The 24,971-nt window shown below is 65.2% G+C and carries 26 protein-coding genes; 11 read left to right on the plus strand and 15 right to left on the minus strand.

The genetic code is table 11. The features are described from left to right. The first annotated feature begins 272 nt into the window (after positions 1 to 272). The gene (locus I6F38_RS26750) at positions 273 to 1,376 is read left to right on the plus strand and encodes an NAD(P)/FAD-dependent oxidoreductase (protein WP_225162432.1); all 1,104 of its coding nucleotides are present in this window, start codon (positions 273 to 275) and stop codon (positions 1,374 to 1,376) included. Between the two features lie 96 nt (positions 1,377 to 1,472). Here the strand turns inward: I6F38_RS26750 and I6F38_RS26755 are convergent, their stop codons facing one another. Next, on the minus strand, positions 1,473 to 1,658 hold the full coding sequence (locus I6F38_RS26755) for a DUF465 domain-containing protein (RefSeq protein ID WP_016847370.1): 186 nt from the start codon (positions 1,656 to 1,658) through the stop codon (positions 1,473 to 1,475). A gap of 240 nt (positions 1,659 to 1,898) precedes the next feature. Here I6F38_RS26755 and I6F38_RS26760 point away from each other — a divergent pair, with 240 nt between their 5' ends. From I6F38_RS26760 to I6F38_RS26770, 3 genes are all read left to right on the plus strand, one after another. Next, a complete protein-coding gene (locus I6F38_RS26760) occupies positions 1,899 to 2,105 on the plus strand; it encodes a DUF465 domain-containing protein (RefSeq protein WP_016847372.1) in 207 nt (68 codons plus the stop codon). Positions 2,106 to 2,301: 196 nt separating this feature from the next. Further along, the gene (locus I6F38_RS26765) at positions 2,302 to 2,511 is read left to right on the plus strand and encodes a hypothetical protein (protein WP_028336001.1); all 210 of its coding nucleotides are present in this window, start codon (positions 2,302 to 2,304) and stop codon (positions 2,509 to 2,511) included. Positions 2,512 to 2,541: 30 nt separating this feature from the next. Continuing rightward, complete coding sequence (locus tag I6F38_RS26770) at positions 2,542 to 2,793, plus strand: hypothetical protein (protein WP_225162433.1); 252 nt, start codon at positions 2,542 to 2,544, stop codon at positions 2,791 to 2,793. On the opposite strand, the gene I6F38_RS26775 is transcribed toward I6F38_RS26770, so the two are convergent. Further along, positions 2,788 to 3,513 carry a GGDEF domain-containing protein gene (locus tag I6F38_RS26775; RefSeq protein WP_225162434.1) on the minus strand — a complete coding sequence of 242 codons (726 nt, stop codon included), beginning with the start codon at positions 3,511 to 3,513 and terminating at the stop codon, positions 2,788 to 2,790. The genes I6F38_RS26770 and I6F38_RS26775 overlap by 6 nt on opposite strands. Before the next feature lie 145 nt (positions 3,514 to 3,658). Between I6F38_RS26775 and purE the strand changes: the two genes are divergently transcribed. After that, positions 3,659 to 4,147: a 5-(carboxyamino)imidazole ribonucleotide mutase gene (gene purE, locus I6F38_RS26780; protein ID WP_028335999.1), complete on the plus strand. Its 489-nt coding sequence runs from the start codon at positions 3,659 to 3,661 to the stop codon at positions 4,145 to 4,147. Continuing rightward, positions 4,144 to 5,250 (plus strand): 5-(carboxyamino)imidazole ribonucleotide synthase, encoded by a 1,107-nt coding sequence (locus I6F38_RS26785; RefSeq protein WP_225162435.1) that lies wholly within the window; start codon positions 4,144 to 4,146, stop codon positions 5,248 to 5,250. The genes purE and I6F38_RS26785 overlap by 4 nt, the downstream gene beginning before the upstream one ends. A gap of 157 nt (positions 5,251 to 5,407) precedes the next feature. On the opposite strand, the gene aqpZ is transcribed toward I6F38_RS26785, so the two are convergent. Next, positions 5,408 to 6,130 (minus strand): aquaporin Z, encoded by a 723-nt coding sequence (aqpZ, locus tag I6F38_RS26790; protein ID WP_057019013.1) that lies wholly within the window; start codon positions 6,128 to 6,130, stop codon positions 5,408 to 5,410. 264 nt (positions 6,131 to 6,394) lie between these two features. Between aqpZ and rpsU the strand changes: the two genes are divergently transcribed. Together rpsU and I6F38_RS26800 are read left to right on the plus strand one after the other, a co-directional pair. Further along, positions 6,395 to 6,691: a 30S ribosomal protein S21 gene (rpsU, locus tag I6F38_RS26795; RefSeq protein ID WP_021078544.1), complete on the plus strand. Its 297-nt coding sequence runs from the start codon at positions 6,395 to 6,397 to the stop codon at positions 6,689 to 6,691. A 113-nt stretch (positions 6,692 to 6,804) separates the two neighbouring features. Beyond that, positions 6,805 to 7,467, plus strand: coding sequence for a tetratricopeptide repeat protein (locus tag I6F38_RS26800; protein ID WP_225162436.1), 663 nt, complete (start codon positions 6,805 to 6,807; stop codon positions 7,465 to 7,467). Between the two features lie 48 nt (positions 7,468 to 7,515). On the opposite strand, the gene I6F38_RS26805 is transcribed toward I6F38_RS26800, so the two are convergent. The 10 genes from I6F38_RS26805 to I6F38_RS26850 form a co-directional block, all read right to left on the minus strand. Beyond that, positions 7,516 to 8,454 (minus strand): hypothetical protein, encoded by a 939-nt coding sequence (locus tag I6F38_RS26805; protein ID WP_225162437.1) that lies wholly within the window; start codon positions 8,452 to 8,454, stop codon positions 7,516 to 7,518. Between the two features lie 264 nt (positions 8,455 to 8,718). Next, entirely contained in the window at positions 8,719 to 9,003 is a 285-nt protein-coding gene (locus I6F38_RS26810) for a cupin domain-containing protein (RefSeq protein ID WP_028340624.1), read from the minus strand. A gap of 36 nt (positions 9,004 to 9,039) precedes the next feature. Further along, positions 9,040 to 10,137: an ionic transporter y4hA gene (locus I6F38_RS26815; RefSeq protein ID WP_092080788.1), complete on the minus strand. Its 1,098-nt coding sequence runs from the start codon at positions 10,135 to 10,137 to the stop codon at positions 9,040 to 9,042. Positions 10,138 to 10,190: 53 nt separating this feature from the next. After that, entirely contained in the window at positions 10,191 to 11,009 is an 819-nt protein-coding gene (locus tag I6F38_RS26820) for an alpha/beta fold hydrolase (protein WP_225162438.1), read from the minus strand. 15 nt (positions 11,010 to 11,024) lie between these two features. Beyond that, positions 11,025 to 11,195 (minus strand): hypothetical protein, encoded by a 171-nt coding sequence (locus I6F38_RS26825; protein WP_225162439.1) that lies wholly within the window; start codon positions 11,193 to 11,195, stop codon positions 11,025 to 11,027. Positions 11,196 to 11,205: 10 nt separating this feature from the next. Then, positions 11,206 to 12,603: an NAD(P)(+) transhydrogenase (Re/Si-specific) subunit beta gene (locus I6F38_RS26830; protein WP_018268744.1), complete on the minus strand. Its 1,398-nt coding sequence runs from the start codon at positions 12,601 to 12,603 to the stop codon at positions 11,206 to 11,208. A 43-nt stretch (positions 12,604 to 12,646) separates the two neighbouring features. Further along, the gene (locus I6F38_RS26835; RefSeq protein ID WP_016841609.1) at positions 12,647 to 12,964 is read right to left on the minus strand and encodes a proton-translocating transhydrogenase family protein; all 318 of its coding nucleotides are present in this window, start codon (positions 12,962 to 12,964) and stop codon (positions 12,647 to 12,649) included. An 11-nt stretch (positions 12,965 to 12,975) separates the two neighbouring features. After that, positions 12,976 to 14,100 (minus strand): Re/Si-specific NAD(P)(+) transhydrogenase subunit alpha, encoded by a 1,125-nt coding sequence (locus tag I6F38_RS26840; protein WP_225162440.1) that lies wholly within the window; start codon positions 14,098 to 14,100, stop codon positions 12,976 to 12,978. 145 nt (positions 14,101 to 14,245) lie between these two features. Further along, positions 14,246 to 14,398, minus strand: a complete 153-nt coding sequence (locus I6F38_RS26845; RefSeq protein WP_092080774.1) for an aa3-type cytochrome c oxidase subunit IV — start codon at positions 14,396 to 14,398, stop codon at positions 14,246 to 14,248. 270 nt (positions 14,399 to 14,668) lie between these two features. Continuing rightward, on the minus strand, positions 14,669 to 16,585 hold the full coding sequence (locus I6F38_RS26850; RefSeq protein WP_225162441.1) for a M3 family oligoendopeptidase: 1,917 nt from the start codon (positions 16,583 to 16,585) through the stop codon (positions 14,669 to 14,671). Between the two features lie 142 nt (positions 16,586 to 16,727). On the opposite strand from I6F38_RS26850, the gene I6F38_RS26855 reads away from it, so the two are divergent. The 3 genes from I6F38_RS26855 (at position 16,728) to I6F38_RS26865 (ending at position 22,683) form a co-directional block, all read left to right on the plus strand. Beyond that, on the plus strand, positions 16,728 to 18,218 hold the full coding sequence (locus tag I6F38_RS26855; RefSeq protein ID WP_225162442.1) for a sigma-54 dependent transcriptional regulator: 1,491 nt from the start codon (positions 16,728 to 16,730) through the stop codon (positions 18,216 to 18,218). Between the two features lie 306 nt (positions 18,219 to 18,524). After that, positions 18,525 to 20,822, plus strand: coding sequence for a L,D-transpeptidase family protein (locus I6F38_RS26860; RefSeq protein ID WP_225162443.1), 2,298 nt, complete (start codon positions 18,525 to 18,527; stop codon positions 20,820 to 20,822). A 265-nt stretch (positions 20,823 to 21,087) separates the two neighbouring features. Next, complete coding sequence (locus I6F38_RS26865; protein WP_225162444.1) at positions 21,088 to 22,683, plus strand: DUF882 domain-containing protein; 1,596 nt, start codon at positions 21,088 to 21,090, stop codon at positions 22,681 to 22,683. Between the two features lie 36 nt (positions 22,684 to 22,719). On the opposite strand, the gene I6F38_RS26870 is transcribed toward I6F38_RS26865, so the two are convergent. After that, positions 22,720 to 24,483 (minus strand): adenylate/guanylate cyclase domain-containing protein, encoded by a 1,764-nt coding sequence (locus I6F38_RS26870; protein ID WP_225162445.1) that lies wholly within the window; start codon positions 24,481 to 24,483, stop codon positions 22,720 to 22,722. A gap of 170 nt (positions 24,484 to 24,653) precedes the next feature. Beyond that, complete coding sequence (locus tag I6F38_RS26875) at positions 24,654 to 24,926, minus strand: DUF2312 domain-containing protein (protein ID WP_016841616.1); 273 nt, start codon at positions 24,924 to 24,926, stop codon at positions 24,654 to 24,656. Between the last annotated feature and the right edge of the window lie 45 nt (positions 24,927 to 24,971).

The raw sequence follows: 24,971 nt of genomic DNA on the forward strand, positions 1-24,971 counted from the left end.
ATCACCCGCGGATTTCCGGGGCGAGTGTCCGGCTCCGGCGGTTTGGATCGGGTAAACGCGTACTGATGCAACCGGAAAATGCTGACTTAATTTATGGCAATTGCCCTGACATGATTAATGCTCCACTAACAGGGCATGGCTTCCCAACTTTTTGAGATGGCCCAAGCACTTGCCTAATAAGCACTTGCCCAAAGCGGCCGGATCGGCTGAACGATGTTGGCGGCAGCGGTCAGGGCGTGGCCGGGCGGAAATTTTCGGACCTGAAGGACGAGATGGACAGGGTTGATTGCGTGATCGTCGGTGCGGGGGTGATCGGCCTCGCCGTGGCGCGGCGGCTGGCACAGGCCGGCCGCGAAGTGATTGTGCTCGAGGAGGCCGAGGGGATCGGCACGGTGACCTCGTCGCGAAACAGCGAGGTGATCCACGCCGGCATCTACTACCGCGCCGGCAGCCTGATGGCGCGGATGTGCGTCAGCGGCAAGCGGGCGCTCTACCGCTACTGCGCCGAGCACGGCATCCCGCACAAGAATTGCGGCAAGCTGATCGTGGCCACCACGCCCGCGGAGACCGAGAAGCTGCAGTCGATCCGCGCGCATGCCGAGGCCAACGGCGTCGACGACATGCAGCTGTTGTCCGGTGACGCGGCACGCGCCCTGGAGCCGGCGCTGAATTGCGACGCAGCGCTGCTGTCGCCCTCGACCGGGATCATCGACAGCCATGCTTACATGCTGGCGCTGCGCGGTGACGCCGAGGCGGCCGGGGCGGCGTTCGCCTTCCATACGCCGCTGCTCCACGCCAGGGCCACCGCCGACGGCTTCGAGATCGAGGCCGGCGGCGCGGCGCCGATGACGCTGGCCTGCGATCTCCTGGTCAATGCCGCCGGACTCGGCGCGACGGCAGTCGCGCGCAACGTCGAGGGCATGCCGATCGAATTGATTCCAACGGCCTATTTGGCCAAAGGCAACTATTTCAGTTGCAGCGCCAGGGCGCCGTTCTCGCGGCTGATCTACCCGGTGCCGGAACCCGGCGGGCTCGGCGTGCACCTGACGCTCGACATGGCCGGACAGGCGAGGTTCGGCCCCGACGTCCAATGGATCGATCACATCGATTACGCCGTCGACCCTGATCGGGCCGAGCGGTTCTATCCGGCGATCCGGAAATACTGGCCGGCCCTGCCTGACGGCGCGCTGATGCCGAGCTACTCGGGAATCCGCCCCAAGATCGTGCCGCCGGCGGTGGCGACCCAGGACTTCCTGATCCAGGGACCGGCCGATCACGGCGTCGCGGGCCTGATCAACCTGTTCGGGATTGAATCGCCCGGACTGACATCGTCCCTCGCGGTCGCCGACCATGTCGGCGAGCTAGCGGAACTCTGAGCAAATACAGTATGGCCGTCCGGGGGATGCGCGCGCACTTGGGCGTTCATCCCTCGGTGAAAGGCCAGGCTATTTGCTAATTTGCAGGGGGGCGGTCTAGTGGACCGTGTCGTCGGCGGACAGTCTCAACCGCTCGATTTGATCCTTGACCATCAACTTGCGGCGCTTCAGCTCGCAAATATGCAGGTCGTCTACAGAGGGGTGAACGAGCGCTTCGTGCAGTTCGTTCTCGAGTATTTTGTGTTTACGCTCCAACTCAATGAGATGGGCCTGTATTGCCATTGCGAACACTCCTCGGTGCGTTAAACCTCAGGTTCGATCCGGACCGCCGAGTGTACACGAGTGGACGGCGCTGTCGATGGGGGACGCGAAATGCCGCACGCACTCATTTCGGTTTATCTGTAACCAATCGTGACTATGGAACCGGTCCGGCTTGCGCGGCGCGCGTTCAAGGAGGATATTCCGGCGAGCGGCGACTTCCGCCGTAACAACCTCATCGTGCTTATCAGTTAATACACAACCATGAACGATCAGGATGAGCGCGAACTAATCGCCGAGCTCGCGCGGCTGCAACAAGAGCACCGCGACCTCGATGCCGCGATCGACGCGCTACACCAGTCGCCGGCGCCGGATCTGTTGATGCTGCAACGCTTGAAGAAGCGGAAGCTGCAACTGCGCGATCGCATCGCCTTCATCGAAGATCAGATCACGCCCGACATCATTGCCTGACGCGCGCCGCGGCGCGCGCCTTCGCGGTTCGGCGCTTTCGGTTCAGGCCGGGCGGCGGTTTTCCCCGTAATCCACAGCGCCTCACCGGCTTCACGTTCGCGGCAACGGAAGCAAGGCGTTCTCTCGGCGCTTGACTCCACATGAACAAAAAGAGAACATATCGGCCCAGCCGCCAGCCATCAGAGGGAGTTTCGCCATGTCCGCACCGCCGTCCCTGCCCGACAACAGCCGCTACGAGAAGGCCTGCGATCAGGCGATCGCGATGTGCGACGGCAACCTGCGCAGCACCATCAAGGCGCTGATCATGGCCAACGAATATCTGGAAGCCGAGCTTGAGGAATTGCAGGCAGCGATCACCGCCGGTTGCGTGCCGGCGCAGACCCGGGCGGCGAGCGATGCCGCCTGATCCTTGGCCTGATCTTCAGGGAGCACAGCGATGGCCGATGTAACCTATTACGTGGCACTGCCCTTCATGCAGGATGATGACGGCACGCCGGTCGCCGGCAATGCCGAGGAATGCCAGAGCTCGGCGGTCGCGCTGCGCCGCGCGGAGACCATGTCGCGGATGCCCGGCAGCATCGGCGCCGTCGCGTTCAGCCGCACCGGCAATCCTGCGATCGGCGAATTCGGCGATGCCAAGCTGTTGCGTGCTTACGGCAATGTGCCGGAGGATTTGAGCGCGTTATAATTCTCGGGATTCGTGGCGCCGCTGGGCCTTGCGCACGTACATCGCACGGTCGGCCTCATCGAGCACGCGATCGATATCCGAATGCGCGGTGAGGATCGCAACGCCCGCGGAGGCGCCTGCGGTGACCTGGCTGTTACGAAACATGAAGGTCAACCGATCGATCGCCTCTTCCAGCGCAGCCGCCTTGGCGCGGGCATCGATCTCGCTGAGATTCCACAGCAGCACGGCGAACTCGTCACCGCCGAGACGGCCGATCACATCGGAAGCGCGCACCTGATCCGATATCGCAGCAACGATCGCCTTCAGCACCTCGTCGCCCGCCGCGTGACCGAAGGCATCGTTGATCGGCTTGAGGCGATCGACGTCGAGCACGATCAGCGCACCGGAGGCCTGATAGCGCTTGATGAAGGAGAGCGAACGGGCGAGCTCGCGCTCGAATCCGCGCCGGTTGAAGATGTCGAGCAGGAAGTCGGTCTCGGCGGAGGCCTGCAGCTCCTCGATCCGGGCCTGCGCCCGCGCCAGCTGCGCCCGCAAGCTGCGGATGGTCGATTTGTCGCCGGATGCGACCGCGCCCCGCGTGGAAGCTCCGGTTCCAGCCCGTTTGGTGCCAGCCCGCTTGGCTGCAGTCTTGGCCGGCCTGGATTTGCGTGCGGCGGGCGCGCCTTTCCGTCGTTTCGCGGCCCCGGAGGCGGCCGACGTCGTCTTCTTCTTCATGCGCATCCTTGTTGAGGCCTGCTTATGAAGGCTTGCCGGGATTCACCAAGACAGGATAGTCCATTCTAACTCCCTTGCCACGCCTTGGATGACGCCCGGGCCGTCCCTATAATCGGCCTATGCTTTTGGATTCCTGCACAGAATTGAAGAGATGACCGCTCCGATCGCCATCATCATGGGAAGTCAGTCCGACTGGGAAACCATGCGCCATGCCGCCGAGACGCTGGCTGCGCTCGGCGTGGCCTGCGAAACGCGCATCGTTTCGGCCCACCGCACCCCGGATCGGCTCTATGCCTTTGCCAAGGGCGCCAAGGCAGCCGGCCACAAGGTGATCATTGCCGGCGCCGGCGGCGCCGCCCATTTGCCGGGCATGACGGCCGCGCTGACCGAGCTTCCGGTGTTCGGGGTTCCCGTCGAGTCGAAGGCGCTGTCAGGCGTCGATTCGCTCTATTCGATCGTGCAGATGCCGGCCGGCGTCCCGGTCGGGACGTTGGCGATCGGCAAGGCCGGCGCGATCAATGCCGCGTTGCTCGCGGCGAGCGTGCTCGCACTCAACGATCCGGCTCTGTCGGCCCGCCTTGCGGCCTGGCGCAAGCAGCAGACCGACGCGGTCAACGAGCATCCGGAGGGCGCGGCGTGACGGCTTCGAACGCAGTGAAGCTGAAGCCGGGCGACACCATTGGAATCCTCGGCGGCGGGCAATTGGGCCGGATGCTGGCGATGGCCGCGGCGCGCCTCGGGCTCCGCTGCCAGGTGTTTTCGCCGGATCCGGACTCCCCGGCGTTCGACGTGGTGCAGAACGCGACCTGCGCGGAATATGCCGACGTCGAGGCGCTCGAACTGTTCGCCAACGACGTCGACGTCGTCACCTATGAATTCGAGAATGTCCCGGCCGCGACCGCGATGGTGCTCGCCGCGCGGCGCCCGGTGCTGCCGGCCTACAAAATCCTGGAGACCACGCAGGACCGGCTGATCGAGAAGGATTTCATCAGCAAGCTCGGCATCGGCACCGCCGACTACGCCGACGTGTCCTCGGTCGACACGCTGCGCACGGCAATCGAACGCATCGGCCTGCCCGCGGTGATCAAGACCCGCCGCTTCGGCTATGACGGCAAGGGCCAGGCCATCATCCGCGACGGCGACGATCTCGAGCAGGCCTGGCAGGACCTCGGCACCAAGTCGGCCATCCTCGAGGCCTTCGTGCCGTTTGAGCGCGAGATCTCGGTGATCGCGGCCCGCTCCGCGTCCGGCGAAGTCGAATGCTTCGACGTCACCGAGAACGAGCATCGTGACCACATCCTGAAAATTTCCCGCGCGCCGGCCGCAATCCCCGATGAGCTTGCCGCACAGGCGCGCGCGATCGCCGAAAAGATCGCCTCGGCGCTCGACTATGTCGGCGTGCTCGCGGTGGAGATGTTCGCGGTGCCCGGCAACGGCAGCAAGGCGACGGTGCTGGTCAATGAGATCGCGCCGCGCGTGCACAATTCCGGTCACTGGACGCTCGACGGCGCCTCGATCTCACAGTTCGAGCAGCACATCCGCGCGATCGCCGGCTGGCCGCTGGGCAAGCCGGTGCGCCACGGCGACGTCGTCATGACCAACCTGATCGGCGACGACATCCTGAGCTACGAGCAGTGGCTCACCGTTCCCGGCGCCACAGTGCATCTGTACGGCAAGGGCACGCCGCGCCCCGGCCGCAAGATGGGACACGTCACCGAAGTGACGCCGGCCCGCAAGGGATAATTCCACACGCGGCCGATAGCCGCCTTCGTCGCATCGATGGAAATGGGATCATTAGAGCAACGGTTCTGATTGAATCAGAACCGATGCTCTGGAATTTTGTTTACCCGTTTTCTTCACGCGAACCGGCGTCCACTTCGCTCGAAAACGCTCTCGCCGATCACGCCGTCTTCGCGCCGGCGACGATGCCGGTCGGCTCGTCGCTGAGCCAGCGATAGATCACGCCGCCGAGCGCACCGCCGATCAGGGGTGCGACCCAGAACAGCCAGAGCTGCCCCAGCGCCCAGCCGCCGACGAACAGCGCCGGCCCGGTGCTGCGCGCCGGATTCACCGAGGTGTTGGTGACGGGAATGCTGACGAGATGGATCATCACCAGCGCGAGGCCGATGGCAAGCGGTGCGAAGCCGGCGGGTGCCTTGCCATGGGTCGATCCCATGATGATGAACAGGAACATCATGGTCATCACCACCTCGGTGATGAAGCACACCACCATGTTGTACTGGCCGGGTGAGTGCGCGTCATAGCCGTTGGAGGCAAAGCCCTTGCTGACATCGAAGCCGGGCGCGCCGCTCGCGATCACATAGAGCAGCCAGGCCGCGATGATCGCGCCCACGACCTGCGCGATGATGTAGGGCAGCACCTGACCGCCCGGGAAACGCCCACCCGCGGCGAGCCCGACCGTCACGGCCGGGTTGAGGTGGCAACCCGAGATATGGCCGATCGCATAGGCCATGGTCACCACGCTCAGCCCGAAGGCCAGTGACACGCCGACCAGGCCGATCCCGACCTGCGGAAAGCCGGCCGCGATCACCGCGCTGCCGCAGCCAGCGAATGTGAGCCAGAACGTACCGATGGCCTCGGCAGCGTATTTCTTCATCTCCATCTCGCATCTCCCCTATTTCCAATGTCCGGGTTATCCAAAACGCCGGGAGCGGCCCTCATCTGGGCGCCAAACCACCCAAATCAGGGCCGCACAATGGCATTTTCGCCCTATTTCGTGGCTTTACTAGGCCCGAAAGTCACTCGACCGGTGGACATCTGCGCGTTTGTCTGATACATGCGCGCGCCTAGGGTTAAGAGGCAGGCCTTTTGCCGCCCCTTCACCTCGCCAGAATTCCGAACCGATCAATTCAAAAGAGGATGCCGCGTGCAGGTTCTCGTCCGCGATAACAATGTCGACCAAGCCCTGAAGGCGCTGAAGAAGAAGATGCAGCGCGAGGGCATTTTCCGCGAGATGAAGCTCCGCGGTCACTACGAAAAGCCGTCTGAGAAGAAGGCCCGCGAAAAGGCCGAAGCCGTGCGCCGCGCGCGCAAGCTGGCGCGCAAGAAGCTGCAGCGCGAAGGCCTGCTGCCGATGAAGCCGAAGCCGGTGTTCGGCGCTGGCCCCGGTGGCGACCGCGGCGGCCGTCCGGGCGGTGCAGGCGCCGGTCGCGGCCCTCGCTGAACCGTTTTGCCGATATGGAAGTCTAACAGCGCGGGCCACGGGCCCGCGTTGTCGTTTTGAAGCACGCCGCGTTCCGGGGTACCCATGCAAAACGACCGGCAAGAGCATTTTGCATGACGGCTGATCCGGTAGCCCGCCCGCCCTTTCCAGGACCCGCGCAGCGCCGTTGCGCGCCGCATCTCGTCATCATTGCAGTGCTTCTCGGCCTGCCGCTCGCAGGCTGCTCCTTCGACCTCGGTTCATGGGGCTCCTCGGACGACAAGCCGAAGCCCGCTGCCACCGCCGACAAGCCCGCCGCCGACACCATCACCCCGCAAGACGTCAACAGCGCCAAGGATCACACCACGCGTGCTCAGGTGCTGGCGCGCTCCGGCAAGCTCGACGAGGCGATGGCGGAGTTCGAACAGGCGCTGGCGGCCGACCCTTACAACATCCAGGCGCTCTACGGCCGCGCCCTGATTTATCAGGTCCGCGGACAGCATCAGCAGGCGATCGACGATTTCACGGCGGCCAGCGGGCTGTCGCCGCAGAAGGCCGAGCCCCTGGTCGGCCGTGCCACCAGCTACCTCGCGCTCGACAAGGCCAAGCAGGCCGCCAGCGATCTCGACGAGGCCGTGCAGGCCGATCCCGGCAATGTTGCGGCGTGGAGCACGCGCGGCCAGGCCTATGAGCGGCTCGGCGACAAGGCCAAGGCGGCGGCGTCCTACAATCGCGCGCTCGCGCTGCGGCCAGGCGACGGCAATGCGCGCAGCGGGCTGGCGCGCACCGGCGGCTAGCGATTGGCGTGAAGACAACCCGTCAGGAACGATCGAGCGGCGCTGCGGCTACTTCGGCAGGACGGCGTGGAACATCGACTTCATGCCGGAGAACATGTCGTCGGTCACGGACGTGCGCTCGTTCTTCTGCGCCGGCATGATCGCCTCGGCGCGCAGGTCGAGCGGGGCCTGCACCACAGGGACCGGAATGTCGGCCGGCGGCGTCAGCCGGTTGGAATCCTGGCCGCCGGCGGCATAGGGCGGACGCGGCTGCGAGGATTGATCGACATTGTCAGTGGACGGGCTCGACACCATGATCGGCGGCGGCAACGGCCGGATCGCCGACGTGGCTGCCGGACGCTGCGCCTCAGGCAGGCGAGCGAGATCGGTGCGCGTAGCGTCCTGGGAACGCGCCGCCTCCTGGGGACGCTCCTTGCGCAGCCGCTCGATGGCGGCGCGCGCGAGGTCGTTGGCGTCGCGGCTTTCCTCGGGCGTCACAGCAGCCTCGACCGGTGCGGCTGACGTCGCGGGCGCGGCCGGCTGCGGCGCGACGGGCGCGACCTTCGCGACGGCCTTCGGCGCCGCCGGATGATGGCGGGTGTCGGCGGGGATGCTGGCGGTATCGGCCGGCGCGTCAGGCTTCACATCGGCCGATTTGGGGTCGGCCGATTTGGGGTCGGCCGATTTCTCGGCAGGCTTCTCGGTGACGGTGGCCTTCTCGGTGACGGTGGCCTTCTCGGACGCCGACCGCTCGATCAGCGTGCGCTCGGACATGCCCTTGGCCTTCACACCGGCTTCGGGGAGGCTGCTGACGACGGTGGCGGGCTTGGCGGCGGCTTTCGGATCTGCCTTGGGATTTGCCTTGGGATCGACTGCGGCGGTCACGGCTGCGGCTGCCGGTGCTTCCGGCTTGGCCACGATGTAGTGATTAACGATGTACGCCCCGATGATGGTCGCTGCCACCGAGGGTAAGATGTCCATCACAAATTTCTTCAGGTAACTCAGCATGACCTGCCACTCCCCACCCCGGTATTACATGCTGGAACTTTGAGGCACATTCAGGGATCAACTGCGTCGGATCGGTGGCAAACCCCCGTTCCGACGTCACCTTTGGTGTCGCTTTGGTTTCAGCCGGAGGCGTCCCCTGCGCAGGCCGCATCCGCCTGCTAGATCATCGCGCAGCCGTTAACGGGTTATGAATTTCCACAGCCGCGCCGGCTCGGACCTGCCATTCGGCGGGTGCAGGGTTCCTTGCTTGGTTCTCGCGCCGCGTCAGGGCTTGAGTTCGACCTCGAGGAACACGATCTCGCTGGCCGTCTCGTTGAGCACGTCGTGCTGGACCCCGGCCTTGCGGAAATAGGATTTGCCGGCTCCGAGCTGCGCCTTCGAGCGCTCGCCGTTCGGCGCCACGATCGTCATCTCGCCCGCCGTGATCGGAACGATGACATAGTCCATCTCATGGGTGTGGTGGCCGGTGGCGCTGCCCGGCGCGAGGCGCCATTCGGTCACCCGGACTTCCGCGGTATCCACCTGCACATCCGATTTGGCACTGAGCATCGTCATTCTCTCCAATTTTTTTAAGCGGATCATGCTCTACGGCACGAAAACCATGAACACGAACACCGCGAACACCACCATGTGAACCAGCCCGAACAGGATGTTGGTGCGGCCGGTTCCGAAGGTGAGCATGCTGACCATGAAGGTGAGCAGCAGGATCAGCATATGCTGGTTGCTGAGCCCGAGCACCAGTTGCTTGTCGAGCGCATAGGCGGCTACCGCCACCGCGGGAACCGTGAGCCCGATGGTGGCGATCGACGAGCCGAGCGCGAGGTTGATGCTCTTCTGCAGGTCGTTCTTGCGCGCCGCCGACACTGCGGCAACGCTCTCCGGCAACAGGATCAGGGCCGCCACCACCAGGCCGGCAAAGGCCGGCGGCGCGCCGATCTTGACGGTGACGACATCGACCACCAGCGAGAATTTTTTCGCCAGCAGCACCACCGCCAGCAGCGAGACCAGCAGCAGCGCAACGCTGATCGCCGTCATGCGGTCCGACATCACCTCGCCATGCGCCGCCGCCTCATTGGCGCCGCTGACGAAATAATCGCGGTGACGGATGGTCTGGGTGTAGAGGAACACCGCATAGAGCAGCACGGTCACGACGCTGACCACGGCGAGCTGGGCCGTGGAAAACACCGGGCCCGGAGAGGTCAGCGTGAAATTGGGCATATCGAGCGTGATGGTCGCGAGCACGAACAGCACGCTGAGATAAAGGTTCGCCCCGGTGATCTGGAAATCCTGCTCCTTGTAGCGCAAGCCGCCGATGAAGATGCAGAGCCCGACCAGGCCGTTGCAGACGATCATCACCACCGCAAACACCGTGTCGCGGGCCAGCGTCGGCGCCGGCGTTTCACCCAGCATGATGGTCGAGATCAGCGCCACCTCGATGATCGTCACCGCGAGCGTCAGCAGCAATGTGCCGAACGGCTCGCCGATCCGCTCGGCGATCATCTCGGCATGGTGGACCGCCGCGAACACGGTGCCGAACAAAATCACCAGCAGCACCGCCGCAAACACCCAGCCCCCGGCCGATGGCGCGAAGCTGTAACCGGTGGCCGTGACCGCGGCAAACAACAGCACCGCCAGAACGGGATACAGCCAGGCCGACCGCGGCATCGGTCCGTGTGCGCTCATTGTGGGGTCCCCTCACTTCGGTAGCGCGATTATGCGACAGACAATCGCCGCCGTCAGCCTCTCGCGGCGTCGATAAACCGCCGCGCCGTCGCCATCGCACCGAAATCGTCGAGATTGTCGTGCCCGCCACCAGGCAGTCGCACGAATTGCTTGGGCTCATGGGCGAGATCGAACAGGCGCTCGCCGAAGCGAAGCGGGATCACCGGATCGTCGGTGCCATGCATGATCAGGAGCGGCGCCTGGATCTGCGCGATGAGCCGGTCGGAGTGGAATTGATCGCGCATCAGGAGGCTGACCGGCACATACCAGAAATGCGCGCCGGCGACGTCAGCCGTCGACGTATACGGTGCCTCCAGGATCAGCTTGCCGAGGGGATGTTGGGCGGCGAGCGCGACCGCAACCCCGCTGCCGAGCGAGAAACCCCAAGCCACGATCTGCTCGGCGCGGTAGCGCGCGGTGGTGAAGGCGTAAGCCGCCGCGGCGTCCTGCAGCAGTCCCTGCTCGCTCGGAGAGCCGCTCGACCCTGCGTAACCCCGAAAGGACAGCGCCACAAGCCCGGTGCCGTCGGCCGTGATGGCCTTGAAGCGCGCCACGCGCCCGGCAAGGAAATCGCCATTGCCATGAAAGAACAGCACGACCGGCCGGCCCGGCTTCGCCGGCACGTGCCAGACGATGACCTTCTCGCCGTCGCCGGTGGTCAGGACATGCTCTTCCGCTTCGGGAAGGCCCGCGGCTGCCGGCGCAGTCCGTCCGACCGGCGGGATCGGAAACAGCAGCTCGCGCTGCTTGACGTACAGCACCGCGAGCCCGCCGAGATAGACGACGACCGCGGCGATCAGGAACCATTTCAGGATTGCGAGTGCCAGTGCCATCAGCGGTGGCCGCGGCTATGACTTGCCGCGGAGCTTGAGCAGCTTCTCGACGTCCGCCTTGATGCTGTCGGGGACCGGCCGGCACGCGCACGCCGCCGCATGCGCGACGTGCCACTTGATGCGCTGCTCGCGCGTCGCCCGGGGCGGCATGCGATGCGCTCGATGCCACTCCCGGTTCAGCGCCATCGCTACCGCCTTACATCGCCTTGACGATGTTCTCGGTGACCTTCTTGGCGTCGCCGAGCAACATCATGGTGTTGTCGCGGTAGAACAGCGGGTTGTCGATGCCGGCATAGCCCGAGGCGAGCGAGCGCTTGATGAACATCACGGTGCCGGCCTTCCAGACCTGCAGCACCGGCATGCCGTAGATCGGCGAGGTCTTGTCCTCTTCCGCCGCCGGGTTGGTGACGTCGTTGGCGCCGATCACGAAGGCGATGTCGGCCTGGGCGAACTCCGAGTTGATGTCCTCGAGCTCGAACACCTCGTCATAGGGCACGTTGGCCTCGGCCAGCAGCACGTTCATGTGGCCGGGCATGCGGCCCGCCACCGGGTGAATGGCGTATTTCACCTCGACGCCTTCCTTCTTCAGGATGTCGGCCATCTCGCGCAGCGCGTGCTGTGCCTGCGCCACCGCCATGCCGTAGCCGGGCACGATGATGACCTTCGAGGCGTTCTTCATGATGAAGGCGGCGTCATCCGCCGAGCCGAGCTTGGCGGGCTTCTGCTCGCCCGAGCCGCCGCCGGCCGCGGCGGTCTCGCCGCCGAAGCCGCCGAGGATCACCGAGATGAACGAGCGGTTCATCGCGTGGCACATGATGTAGGACAGGATCGCGCCGGAGGAGCCGACCAGCGCGCCGGTGATGATCAGCGCCGAATTGCCGAGCGTGAAGCCGATGCCGGCCGCGGCCCAGCCGGAGTACGAGTTCAGCATCGAGATCACGACCGGCATGTCGGCGCCGCCGATCGGAATGATCATCAGCACGCCGAGCGCCAGCGCGATGATGGTGATCAGCCAGAAGTCGAGCGCGCTGCCGCTCATCACGAGGCCGACGATGAAGAACACCAGCGCCAGCGCCAGCACGATGTTGATGACGTGGCGGAACGGCAGGATGATCGGCGCGCCGCTCATCCGTGCCGACAGCTTCAGGAACGCGATCACCGAGCCGGTGAAGGTCAGCGCGCCGATCGCGACGCCGAGCGACATCTCGACCAGGCTCTGCGGATGGATGTTTCCGGGCGTGCCGATGTCGAACGCCTCGGGCGCATAGAACGCACCGGCGGCGACCAGCACCGCGGCCATGCCGACCAGCGAGTGGAACGCGGCGACGAGTTCGGGCATCGAGGTCATCGGCACCCGGCGCGCGATGACGGCGCCGATGCCGCCGCCGATCGCGACCGCGAGGATGACCAGCACCCAGGCCACGCCGTCGGCCGGCGGATGGCTCGCCAGCGTGGTGCCGACGGCGATCGCCATGCCGATCATGCCGAACATGTTGCCCTGGCGTGACGACGCCGGGCTCGACAGGCCGCGCAGCGACAGGATGAACAGCACCCCCGCCACGAGGTACAACAGTGCAGAGAGATTGGCGCTCATCTCAGGTCCCCCAAAATCCTCATCACCCCGAGGTGATTGCCGCTCACTTGGCTTTCTTCTTGTACATCGCGAGCATGCGCTGGGTGACCAGGAAGCCGCCGAAGATGTTCACGCAGGCGAAGATCAGCGCGACGAAGCCGAAGCCGCGGGCCCAGCCCGAACCGCTCGACACCATGCCGACGCCGACCGCGAGCAGCGCGCCGACCACGATCACCGAGGAGATCGCGTTGGTCACGCTCATCAGCGGCGTATGCAGCGCCGGGGTCACCGACCAAACCACGAAATAGCCGACAAACACGGCGAGGACGAAAATCGACAGCCGGAACACGAACGGATCGACGGCCTGCGCGAGATGCTCCATGGCTTCTCTCCTTACTTCGGCTGGAAGTTGGGATGAATGACGGCGCCGTCCTTGGTCAGCGCGGTGGCCTTCACCAGCTCGTCGTCCCAATTGACCGCGAGCGCCTTGTTGGCCTTGTCGACCATCGTCTCGATGAACGAGAACAAATTGCGCGCGTAGAGCCCCGAAGCCGACGCCGCGACGCGGCCTGCGACATTGGTGTAGCCGACGATCTTGATGCCGTCGGTCTCGACCACTTCGCCGGGCCTCGCGCCCTCGACATTGCCGCCGCGCTCGACCGCGAGATCGACCAGCACCGAGCCGGGCTTCATCGATTTCACCATCTCGCCGGTGACGAGCATTGGTGCCGGACGGCCCGGGATCAGCGCGGTCGTGATCACGATGTCCTGCTTCTTGATGTGCTCGGCGGTCAGCGCGGCCTGCTTGGCCTGGTACTCCTTGGACATTTCCTTGGCGTAACCGCCGGCGGTCTGCGCGTTCTTGAATTCCTCGTCCTCGACGGCGAGGAATTTCGCGCCGAGCGATTCGACCTGTTCCTTGGTGGCCGGGCGCACGTCGGTCGCGGTGACGACGGCGCCGAGCCGCCGCGCGGTCGCGATCGCCTGCAGGCCGGCGACGCCGACGCCCATCACGAACACCTTCGCGGCCGGAACCGTGCCGGCGGCGGTCATCATCATCGGGAAGGCGCGGCCAAAGGCCTCGGCGCCCTCGATCACGGCGCGGTAGCCGGCCAGATTGGCCTGCGAGGACAAGACGTCCATCACCTGCGCGCGGGTGATGCGCGGCATCAATTCCATCGCGAAGGCGGACACGCCGGCATCGGCCATCACCTTCAGCGCGGCCTCGTTGCCATAGGGATCCATGATCGCGATGACCAGCGCGCCGCGCTTGTATTTGGACAGTTCGGAGGCTTCCGGCCGCTTCACCTTGATGATGATGTCGGCGTCCTTGAGCGCGTCCGCGCTGACGGTGGCGCCAACCGCGGTGAACTCCGAATCGGGAAGGCCCGACTTGATGCCCGCGCCCGGCTCGACCGCGACCTCGGCGCCGAGTGCCTTGAACTTCTTCACGGTATCGGGCGAGGCCGCAACCCGCGGCTCGGACGGATCAATTTCCTTGGCAACGGCAATCTTCATGGGCCCTCCGGCGGCGCGAGCGGCGCACGCGTCTTCAAACTAGCGTTATTTTCGCCAGATTTGGATACCCGGTTTTTACATCCGGGTTTCGACAGGAAATTCCGGCACCGCCGCGGGACGGCGGCGCCGCTAGCCGATCTAAGGATCAGACCAGGAAATAGGCCATCAGGGCGAGAATAATGGCGACGCTGATGGTGCCCCATTTGACCAGCATGAGAAACCCTTCATAGGTCTGCTCATGCGCCACGTAATCGTTGCCGTCGGCGGTCGTGTAGGCCACTTCGCTATGGTCTGCCATCGCTGTCCCCAGTCAGAAATTCGCGTTCCTCCGCGAGGCATTACCGCAAACGGATAGGCAGGGCAACGGCGCGGTCCCGATCGGGCGATTTGAAGCGCAAATCGTCCACGATCCGGACGATCGAGCGACGACGCCGCGGCAGCCCCTCGGCAGGATTGCCCTCCCAAACGCAGGCATCATGGAACGATCATGCCGCCAGGCGCAAAAAACGCCGAACGAAACTGGCACGGGACCGGCTGCCGCCCGGCCCGGCCGGAACGCCGATGGGCCTCAGCCCATCGCCTCCAGCTCGTCGATCATGCCGGCGATGACGGACAGGCCGCCGTCCCAGAATTTGGGGTCCTTGGCGTCGAGCCCGAACGGCCGCAGCAGCTCGGAGTAGTGCTTGGTGCCGCCGGCGGCGAGCATGTCGAGATAGCGCTCCGCAAAGCCTTCGGACGCGTGCTCGTAGACCGCATAGAGCGAGTTCACGAGGCAATCGCCGAACGCATAGGCATAGACGTAGAACGGCGAGTGGATGAAGTGCGGAATGTACATCCAGAACGTCTCGTAGCCCGGCTTGATCTCGATCGCCGGCCCCAGGCTCTCGCCCTGCACGCTGAGCCAGATCTGGCCGATCCGCTCGGCGGTGAGTTCGCCGTTCTTGCGCTCGGTATGAACCGCGCGCTCGAATGAATAGAACGCGATCTGCCGCACCACGGTATTGATCATGTCCTCGACCTTGCCCGCGAGCAGCGCCTGGCGCTGCTTGGCGTTCCTGGTCTGGGACAATAGCCGCTTGAAGGTCAGCATCTCGCCGAACACGCTTGCGGTTTCCGCCAGCGTCAGCGGCGTCGGCGCCATCAGCGCGCCGTTCTTCGCCGCCAGCACCTGATGGACGCCATGGCCGAGCTCATGCGCCAGCGTCATCACGTCGCGCGGCTTGCCCTGATAGTTCATCAGCACATAGGGATGCGCCGACGGCGTGGTCGGATGCGAGAACGCGCCGGGCGCCTTGCCGGGACGGACCGGCGCATCGATCCAGCGATCGTCGAAGAAGCGCTCGGCGATCGCGGCCATCTTGGGCGAGAAGCCGCTATAGGCCGACAGCACCATGTTGCGCGCCTCGGGCCAAGCGATGGTGCCGGTCGCCGCGAACGGCAGCGGGGCGTTACGGTCCCAGTGCGGCAGCTTCTTCTTTTTGAACCAGCCGGCCTTCAGCGCGTAATAGCGGTGCGACAGCTTCGGATAGGCCGCGCGCACCGAGGCGACCAGCGCATCGACCACCTCGCGCTCGACGCGGTTGTTGAGATGGCGGGAATCCGCGACATCCTGGAAGCCGCGCCAGCGGTCGGAGATTTCCTTGTCCTTGGCGAGCGTATTGGTGATCAGCGCGAAGCTGCGCTCATTGTCCTTGAAGGTCTTGGCGAGAGCCTGCGCGGCAGCCTTGCGCTTGTCCCCCGCCTTGTCCTGCAGCAGATTCAGCGTCGGCTCGATCGCGAGCTCCTTGCCGCCGACCTTGAAACGCAGACCGGAGATGGTCTGGTCGAACAGCCGGTTCCAGGCCGCGTAGCCGCTTTGCGCCTTTTCGTGGAACAGCTGCTCGACGCGATCCTCGAGCTGGTACGGCTTGTCCTTGCGCAGATCCTCGATCCACGGCCGGTAATGGCCGAGCTCCGGTTCGGCCATCGCGCGCTCGATCACGTCGTCGTCGACGCGATTGAGCTCGAGCGAGAAGAACAACAGATGCACCGACGCGGCGGTCAGCCGCTCGGAGACATCGCCGTAGAATTTCGAAATCGCGGGATCGACGCTGTCGCCGGCATGGACCAGGCCGGCGTAAGAGCCGAGACGGCCAGCCAAATCGTCGATCGCCTCATAGCGCCTGATCGCCTCGGCCAGCCACTTTCCGCCGTTTTCCTTGGCGGTATTTTCGGCAAGCTTGCCCTTGTAGTCGGTCTCAAACGCGACGCAATCTGCGTCCATTTTCTGCAAGTCGCGTGCGACTTCAGGCGCATCGATACCGGAGTAGAGATCTGCCAGATTCCATTCCGGAAGCTTGCCGGTCTTGCTGGCTGCCTTTTTCGCGGCCGGGCCGCCTGCGGACGATTTGCGTTGCGCGGCCGTTTTGCGCAACGCGGCTTCCTTGCGGAGAGCGGCCTTGCTGAGGGCAGACTTGTTGGATGCAGTTTTGGAGCGCGAGGTCATCTTGTTCGTAACCTTACTTCAGTCGGAAAGATGTCGGCGGCGGCGGAATGAATGCGGGTTTGCAACATTTAAGAGTGCGTTAATCGGCATCGGCGACATTGCCCCGATTCGAGACAAATAAACGTAGCGTGCGGGGAAAACCATGGCTGCCACCATTTTGATCGCCGATGACGACGCAGTACAGCGCCGTTTGGTTGAAAACATGGTGCAGAAGTGCGGCTATGAGCCCCTCGTCGTGGACAGTGGCGACGCGGCGATCGCGGCCCTGACCGCATCCGAGACGCAGGCGATTGACGCCGTCGTGCTCGACCTCGTGATGCCGGGCCTCGACGGTCTCGGAGTCCTCGCAAAAATTCGTGAAGCTGGTTTGACCGTCCCGGTCATCGTGCAGACCGCGCATGGCGGCATCGACAATGTCGTGTCGGCGATGCGCGCCGGTGCCCAGGATTTCGTCGTCAAGCCGGTCGGCTTCGAGCGGCTGCAGGTTTCCCTGCGCAACGCCCTCAACGCCTCGGCGCTGAAGGGCGAATTGCAGCGGATTCGCCACAGCCGCGAGGGCCGGCTGACCTTCTCCGACATCATCACCCGCAGCGAGGCGATGGCCGGGGTGCTGCGCACCGCGCAAAAGGCCGCATCCTCGACGATCCCGGTGCTGATCGAGGGCGAATCCGGCGTCGGCAAGGAACTGTTCGCGCGCGCCATTCACGGCAGCAGCGAACGCAAGGCCAGGCCGTTCGTTGCGGTGAATTGCGGCGCGATCCCGGACAATCTCGTCGAATCGATCCTGTTCGGCCACGAGAAGGGCGCCTTCACCGGCGCCACCGAGCGCCATCAGGGCAAGTTCGTCGAAGCGCATGGTGGCACGCTGTTCCTCGACGAGGTTGGTGAGTTGCCGCTGGCCACGCAGGTGAAATTGCTGCGCGCCCTGCAGGAAGGCACCGTCGAGGCGGTCGGCGGCCGCAAGCCGGTCAAGGTCGATGTTCGCATCATCTCGGCGACCAACCGCAAGCTGCTCGATCTCGTGAAAGGCGGCCAGTTCCGCGAGGACCTGTTCTATCGCCTGCACGTGCTGCCGCTGACCATTCCGGCGCTGCGACAGCGGCGCGAAGACATCCCGCATCTGCTGCGGCATTTCCTGGCGCGGTTCTGCGCCGAGGAGAACCGCAACATCACCGGGATCAGCGGCGAGGCCATGGCGCACCTTGCGCAGCTCGACTGGCCGGGCAACATCCGCCAGCTCGAGAACACGGTGTATCGCGCCGTGGTGATGAGCGATGGCGACCAGCTCGGGCTCGCCGATTTCCCGCAAGGAACGGCGCATCCGGCGCCGGACGGCAAATCGCTGCAGGGCGAGCCGCTGGTGGTGTCGCCTTCCACGGCCCCCGCCATGATTTCCGGTAATGAAATACCGGTTGTCGCCTCCCTGCCCACCGCCGGCGGCCTTTCCATGCTCAATGCCGCGGGCGAGGTGCGCCCCCTGGAAGATCTCGAGAACGAGATCATCCGCTTCGCGATTTCGCATTATCGCGGACAGATGTCGGAGGTCGCGCGCCGCCTCAAGATCGGCCGCTCGACGCTCTATCGCAAGCTCGACGAAGCTGCGGCCGGCGCGCGCGCAAGCGACGCCACTTAGCTCTCGAGGCCGACAGGCCGCACCAGGGAACCTTTTGAACCGTGTCGTGGCGGTGACAGACAAAGGCTGTGCCGCGTGGCAAAAACGCACAGCCCGGAGTGAAATCAGCTGCTTCGAGGTCAGTTTGTCGTGAGTTGCCCCGCATGGCGCTGGCTGCATGAGAGGGGCAAAGGTATCGTCTGCGTTCGTTGTGTGCAGGCGTGCGAGTCGATCGAGAGGCCGGCGCTTCGCGCAAGCTATGAAACCAAATTCTGATTTGAACTGTTCCAGTTTGATGAGGGGCAGTTTCACCCAGGGGGTGTGACGATGCGTGACTGTTCGAACAACCGTCGAGGATTTGACCGCGTATTGATGGCCGTCGCGGCAACCTTCCTCACGGTGTCCGCGACCGCGGCCTTCGCGCAGGACACGCCGCACTCCAGCGCCTCGGAACTCGCGATCGACGCGGCGATCCCGCGTCCCGAACCGGCCAACGTGCCGCCCCCCACCGCAAGCGATTTCAAGACCGACACCACCGCCGCGCTGCCCGATGCAGCCAAGCCGGCCGACGTGAAGCCAGCGGATGTGCACGCCACCGAGGCCAAACCCGCTGAGACAAAACCGGTCGACGCCAAGCCGGCAGAGCCGAGCGCGACTGCAAAGGCCGTCGAGCCGAAGCCCGCCGATGTCGCGACCGCGCCGGCGACGAAGCCCGCCGATGCACCGAAGACCGATACCGCCGTCGCGCCGGCGGCGGCCACGCCCGCCCCCGCAACGGCCACCGCGCCTGCCGCAAGCCCCGCGCCTGCAACGGCAGCGGCGCCGGCCACAGCTCCTGCCCCCGCGACCGCCGCAGCGCCGGCGGGCGAACCGGCGAAGGCGGCAAGCAACGTTGCCGCCGAGGATCAGCCGGTTGCCGACAAGCTGCGCGAACTGCTCGCCAGCAAGTCGCTGCGTAGCTTTGACCGCAAGAACGAGCGCGCAGCGGCCGAGAAGTTCTATTCGGCTCGCGAATACGCGCCGGTGTTCACCAAGGCCGGCAAGCTGACCGACGCCGGCAAGGGCGTCATCGCCCGCCTGAAGGACGCGGCCGCCGACGGCCTCGATGCATCAGACTATCCGGTGCCGGATTTCGCCGCGGCGACCTCGCCGGATGCGCTGGCCGACGCCGAGCTGAAGCTCGCCGCCAGCATGCTGGACTACGCCCGCCAGGCCCAGAGCGGCCGCATGCACTGGTCGCAGGTGTCGGCGGACATTCTCTATCCGGAGCACCCGATCGATCCGGCGGAAGTGTTCGCCAATGTGACCTCCGCCAAGGACGCCTCCGCTGCGCTCGACGGCTACAACCCGCCGCAGAAGCTCTACAAGGAGCTGAAGCAGAAGCTCGCCGAGCTGCGTGGCCAGGGCGACGGCCCGGTCATCACGATCGCGGACGGCCCGACGCTGAAATATTTGCCGGCACGCAAGAAGCAGGCCGCGGTCGAGATGGACGATCCGCGCGTGCCGGACCTGCGCAACAAGCTCGGCGTCACCGAGAATGCCGACAGCACCAAGTATGACGCGACGGTCGCGCGGGCGGTGGAGAAATTCCAGAGCAGCGTCGACCTCAAGCCGACCGGCGTTCTCGACGAGCGCACGGTGAAGGCGCTGAACAATCCGAAGCGCGACCGGCAGATCGATACAGTGATCGTCAACATGGAGCGTTGGCGCTGGCTGCCGCGCCAGCTCGGCGCCGCCAGTGTCGGCAATGCCTATGTGATCCTCAACATCCCGGACTACACGCTGAAGGTGATGCAGAACGGCGCGCCGGTCTGGACCACCCGCGTCGTCACCGGAAAGCCCGGCCAGCATGCCACGCCGCTTCTGACCGAGACGATGAAGTACATCACGGTCAATCCGACCTGGAACGTGCCGCCGTCGATCATCTACAACGAGTATCTGCCGGCCCTGCAGCAGGATCCGACGGTGCTGCAGCGCATGGGCCTCAGGCTCGAGCGCAACCGCGACGGCTCGATTCACATCTCGCAGCCACCGGGTGAGGCCAACGCGCTCGGCCGCATCCGCTTCAACTTCCCGAACAAGTTCCTGGTCTATCAGCACGACACGCCGGACAAGTACCTGTTCGCGAAGGACGAGCGTGCTTTCAGCCACGGCTGCATGCGCGTGCAGAATCCCGATCAGTACGCCGCTGTCCTGCTCAACATTACCGAGCCGAACCAGCACTACACGCCGGAGCGGATCCGCAGCATGTACGGTTCGAGCGAGGTCGACCTGAAATTCCCGACGCCGATCCCGGTGAACATCACCTACCAGACCGCGTTCGTGGACGATGCCGGCAAGCTGCAATTGCGCAGAGACGTTTACGGCCGCGACGCCAGCATGCTGTCGCTGCTCAGGAACAGCCGCGGCAAGGATCTCGAGACGGTGGTGGCGCACGCCCAGCCGAGCTACTCGCGTCCGCCGAGCAGCAGCCTGCCCGCCGGCGTCAATGTCGCCGGCGACAACGGCTTTGGCTCCTCCGGACCAAACTTCTTCGAGCGCCTGTTCGGGGGATTCGGACAGCCGGAGCCGCAGCCGATCCGTCGCGGGCAGGCCCAGCAGCAGCGCCGGGTGATCACCCGCTGATCTGCATTTCCGCCCGATTGGGATAAATTTTGAAGCAAAATCAACGATCTCGCTCAAAAGGCGAGATCGTTTACGTTAACCATTTCGGGTCTCGGCTGGGGAGCAGGGCTATCTTTTGCCACAGTCGCCCAGTTAGTTAAGCCTAACTTGGGGGCGGGTCGGTAAACCTCGGTTAACCCTCCCGCTTTAAGAAAGCGTTCACCGTCTTCCGCAGGGGGTCTGCGAAAGATGCCGACCGAACGCTCGTCGACTGGGTGGGCTCATAGTGCTGGCTGTCTTCGCACGCCGCTGCAATCCGCTGTCGTTGCCTAAGGCCGGATACCAAGTCGGCCTGACTGCGCTATTGCTGTTGGCGGGCGCGGGATCGGTGCACGATGCCACCGCGCTGAACCAGACCCGCACCCTCTCCTTCCACCACACCCATTCCGGCGAAGACCTCACCGTCACCTTCAAGCGCGAGGGCCGCTACGACGAAGGCGCGCTGAAGCAGCTCAACCACTTCCTGCGCGACTGGCGCTCCCAGGATGAAACGGTGATGGACCGTCACCTCTTCGACATCCTGTGGGACGTCTATAACGACGTCGGCGGCAAGCAGCCGATCCAGATTATCTCCGCCTATCGCGCCCCTGCCACCAACGCCATGCTCCGCCGCCGCTCCTCGGGCGTTGCGCGCCACAGCCAGCACATGCTGGGGCATGCGATGGACTTCTTCATCCCGGGCGTGCCGCTGGAGCAGATCCGTTACGCGGGCCTCCGCCTGCAGCGCGGCGGCGTCGGCTTCTATCCGACCTCGGGCTCGCCGTTCGTCCATCTCGACACCGGCAGCATCCGCCACTGGCCGCGCATGACCCGCGATCAGCTGGTCAGGGTGTTCCCCGACGGCCGCACCGTCCATGTCCCGACCGACGGCACGCCGCTCAAGGGCTATGAGCTTGCCAAGGCCGATATCGAGCGCCGCGGCAATGGTGACGATGCCGCGACCATCGGCAAGCCGAGCCTGTTCGCGAAGCTGTTCGGTGGCGGCAAGTCGAGTGACGATGAAGACGAAGGCGCGGCCAGCGTGAACGACAAGCCCGCCGCCAACACCGTGGTGGCCGCCGCCGCGCCCGCCAAAGCCGCCGATCCGGTTCCGCTGCCGCGCGCCAAGCCGCAGTTCGCCGCCGCCATCCAGCTCGCCGCCGCCGACGCCCAGCTCGTGCCGATGCCGAAGGCGAAGCCGGCGGTGCAAGTGGTGCAGGTGGCCGAGAACACCGCGCCGCAATCCCCTGCCGACATCATCAATGCCCGCGGCTTCTGGGGTGACGAAGGTGAGGCGCCGAAGCAGGCGTCGGCGGCGCAGATTGCCGCGCTGAAGGCCCGCGAGGCGGTCGGCGGTAGCGATCCGCAGACCACAGCCAGCACGACGACCGAAAACTTCAACAAAGCACTGGCCTATGCGCCCGCGGCGTCACCGGTCGATCGCGCCAACATCGTCGCAGCGACCGCGCCGATCCCGCGCAACGTGCGCCCGACGCGCAATGCCGCGGTTCCTAGCACCGAAATCAACACCGTCGTTGCCAAGGGCGCACCGAGCCAGGGCGTGATCACCACCTCCGCGCGGATCTCGGCTGCCAAGGGCAACGATATCTGGATGCGCGTGGTGATGCTGGCGCCGAGCGCGAGCAATGCCATGCTGACCACGGTGCTTGGCGACACCGACATGACCATGATGCGGACTCATTTCGTGAAGCCGCAGGCCGCCGTCGTCATGACCTTCTCGGAAGATCCGATGATGGGTATGACCTGCGACCGTTTCTCGGGCTCGGCGACCGCCCTCCTGACGACCCAGTCCTTCGTGCTCCGCACCGCCTCGCTGCGCTGAGCCGCGCTTCTGCCGACAAGATAGCTTTCCGCCCCTTCAGGCCGGCAGCCCTGCCTTGAGCAGGCCGACCTCGTAGCGTGCCCGATCGGGCTCATACTTGTAGCGCTGGGTTGTCAGATGCGCGGCAACCGAGAAGGTCGGCTCGCGCTTCAGCACCTCGGCGGCGTGGGCAGAGGCCGCCACCGTGTTGCCCATCTGCGCGAAGGTCGCCGCGAGGAAGGCATGATGGGTGTGGTCGGGGCGCGTGATGCGCGAGAACGCCTCGACGGCGTCGGCGTATTTCTCGGCGCAATAGCAGGCTCGGCCGAGATGGCTCCAGAAGCGCTCCGGATGGAACGGATTGAGGCGCATCGCCCGCTTGATCCAGTCGATGCCCTCCTCGGGCCGCCCGAGCCAGGTCAGGAGCTCGCCCTGCTGCACGACGACGAGGTCGTAATTCGGGTTGAGCGCGAGCGCGCGCTCCTGGTGGAAGGCCGCCTTGTCGTGGTCGTCGCGGTTAAGGTTCAGCGCGGCGAGGATCCGGTGCACGTCGCTGTCATTGTCGTCGAGCTTGAGCGCGATCTCGAGCTCTGCGGCGACCTGCGCCATGGTCGCGTCGCGGTCGGTGCACCAGTTGTAGACCCAGGTCTGGCCGAGCACGCAGGCCCGCCAGGCGTGGGCATGGGCATAGTTCGGGTCAAGCACGATGGCCCGCTCGAGCAGGCGCTGCGCCTCCGCGTTGTCGTCCCGTGCCGAGCGATGATGCAGCACCTTGGCGGCAAGCACGCATTCATAGGCCGCCATGTTGTCGGTCGGCTTGCGCTTGACGCGGTCATGCGCGGCAGCCTCGACGCGCCCCGGCAAGGTCGCCACGATCGCGCGCGTCATCTCGTCCTGGATCGCGAAGATGTCGGCAAGCTCGCGGTCGTAGCGTTCGGCCCAAACGTGCCGGTCGGCCACGGCGTCGATCAGCTGCACGGTGACGCGGATCCGGCCGCCCGCCTTCCGCACGCTGCCTTCCAGCACATAGTCGACGGCGAATTCCTTCGCGACGTCCTGCACCTTCACGGCCTTGCCCTTGTACACGAAGCTCGAGTTGCGCGAGATCACCAGCAGATCGTGGAAGCGCGACAGCTCGGTGATGATGTCCTCGGTGAGCCCGTCGGCGAAGAATTCCTGCTCGGGATCGCCGCTCATGTTGACGAGCGGCAGCACGGCGATGGAGGGCTTCTTGGCGACGACAGGGCCGGTCACAACACTCGGGTGCTCCGAAACGGGCCTGGCACCGGATTCGAGATGAACGCGAAAAACCCGGATCGGGCGCGCGATGTTCTTGACGGTCTGGTCGCCGAGATCCTCGAAGCTCAGATCTTCCAGGCGATCGCCGACCTGATCGCGGACCGCGCCGGAAATGCAGATGCCGCCGGGCTCGGCCAGCGTCTCCAGGCGGGACGCGACGTTGACGCCGTCGCCGAAGATATCGGCGCCGTCAACGATCACGTCGCCAAGATTGATGCCGATGCGAAACTGCATCCACCGCGCCGGCGCGACGTCGGCGTTGCGCTTCGCCATCCGGCTCTGAACCTCGGCCGCGCACAGCACCGCATCGACGACGCTATGGAATTCGACCAGCAGGCCGTCGCCGGTGGTCTTGATGATGCGGCCGCGATTCTTGGCGATGGCCGGATCGATCAGCTCGATGCGATGGGTTTTGAGGCGCGCAAGGGTGCCCGTCTCGTCAGCCTCCATCAGTCGGCTATAGCCGACCATGTCGGCGGCGAGGACCGCAGCGAGCCGGCGCTCTGGTCCTGGCACGTCCATCTGAACGATCTGCCCGGTTACCTCGCCGACAGTGTAGCAAATCCCGGGATTTCACCCAAGCCTCGACAGGAGGCCTTCCAGCAGCTTTGACCTGAGCCTTGGCGAGAGCGTTGGGGAGAGCTTTGGGGGGCGCCCTTGGCGAACGCCCGGCAGGGTGGCCGCTGGCCGCCTCAGAGCATCCCCAAAGCCTGCATGTAGGTCTCCAGGATGGTCTCCTGCTCCTGGCGCTCGTTCGGATCCTGCTTGCGCAGACGGATGATGGCGCGCAGCGCCTTGACGTCGAAGCCGTTGCCCTTGCTCTCGGCATAGACGTCGCGGATGTCGTCCGAGATCGTCTTCTTCTCTTCTTCCAGCCGCTCGATGCGCTCGATGATGGACTTGAGCTGGTCCTTGGCAAATCGCGTTGCGGGCTCTTCCTTGACGGCGGCAGACGTGGTGGCCATCGCGCACTCCTGAACAGGTATTGAAATGTTACGCGAATACGCGCC

The organism is Bradyrhizobium sp. BRP56 (assembly GCF_020194035.1).
Lineage (GTDB): Bacteria > Pseudomonadota > Alphaproteobacteria > Rhizobiales > Xanthobacteraceae > Bradyrhizobium > Bradyrhizobium australafricanum.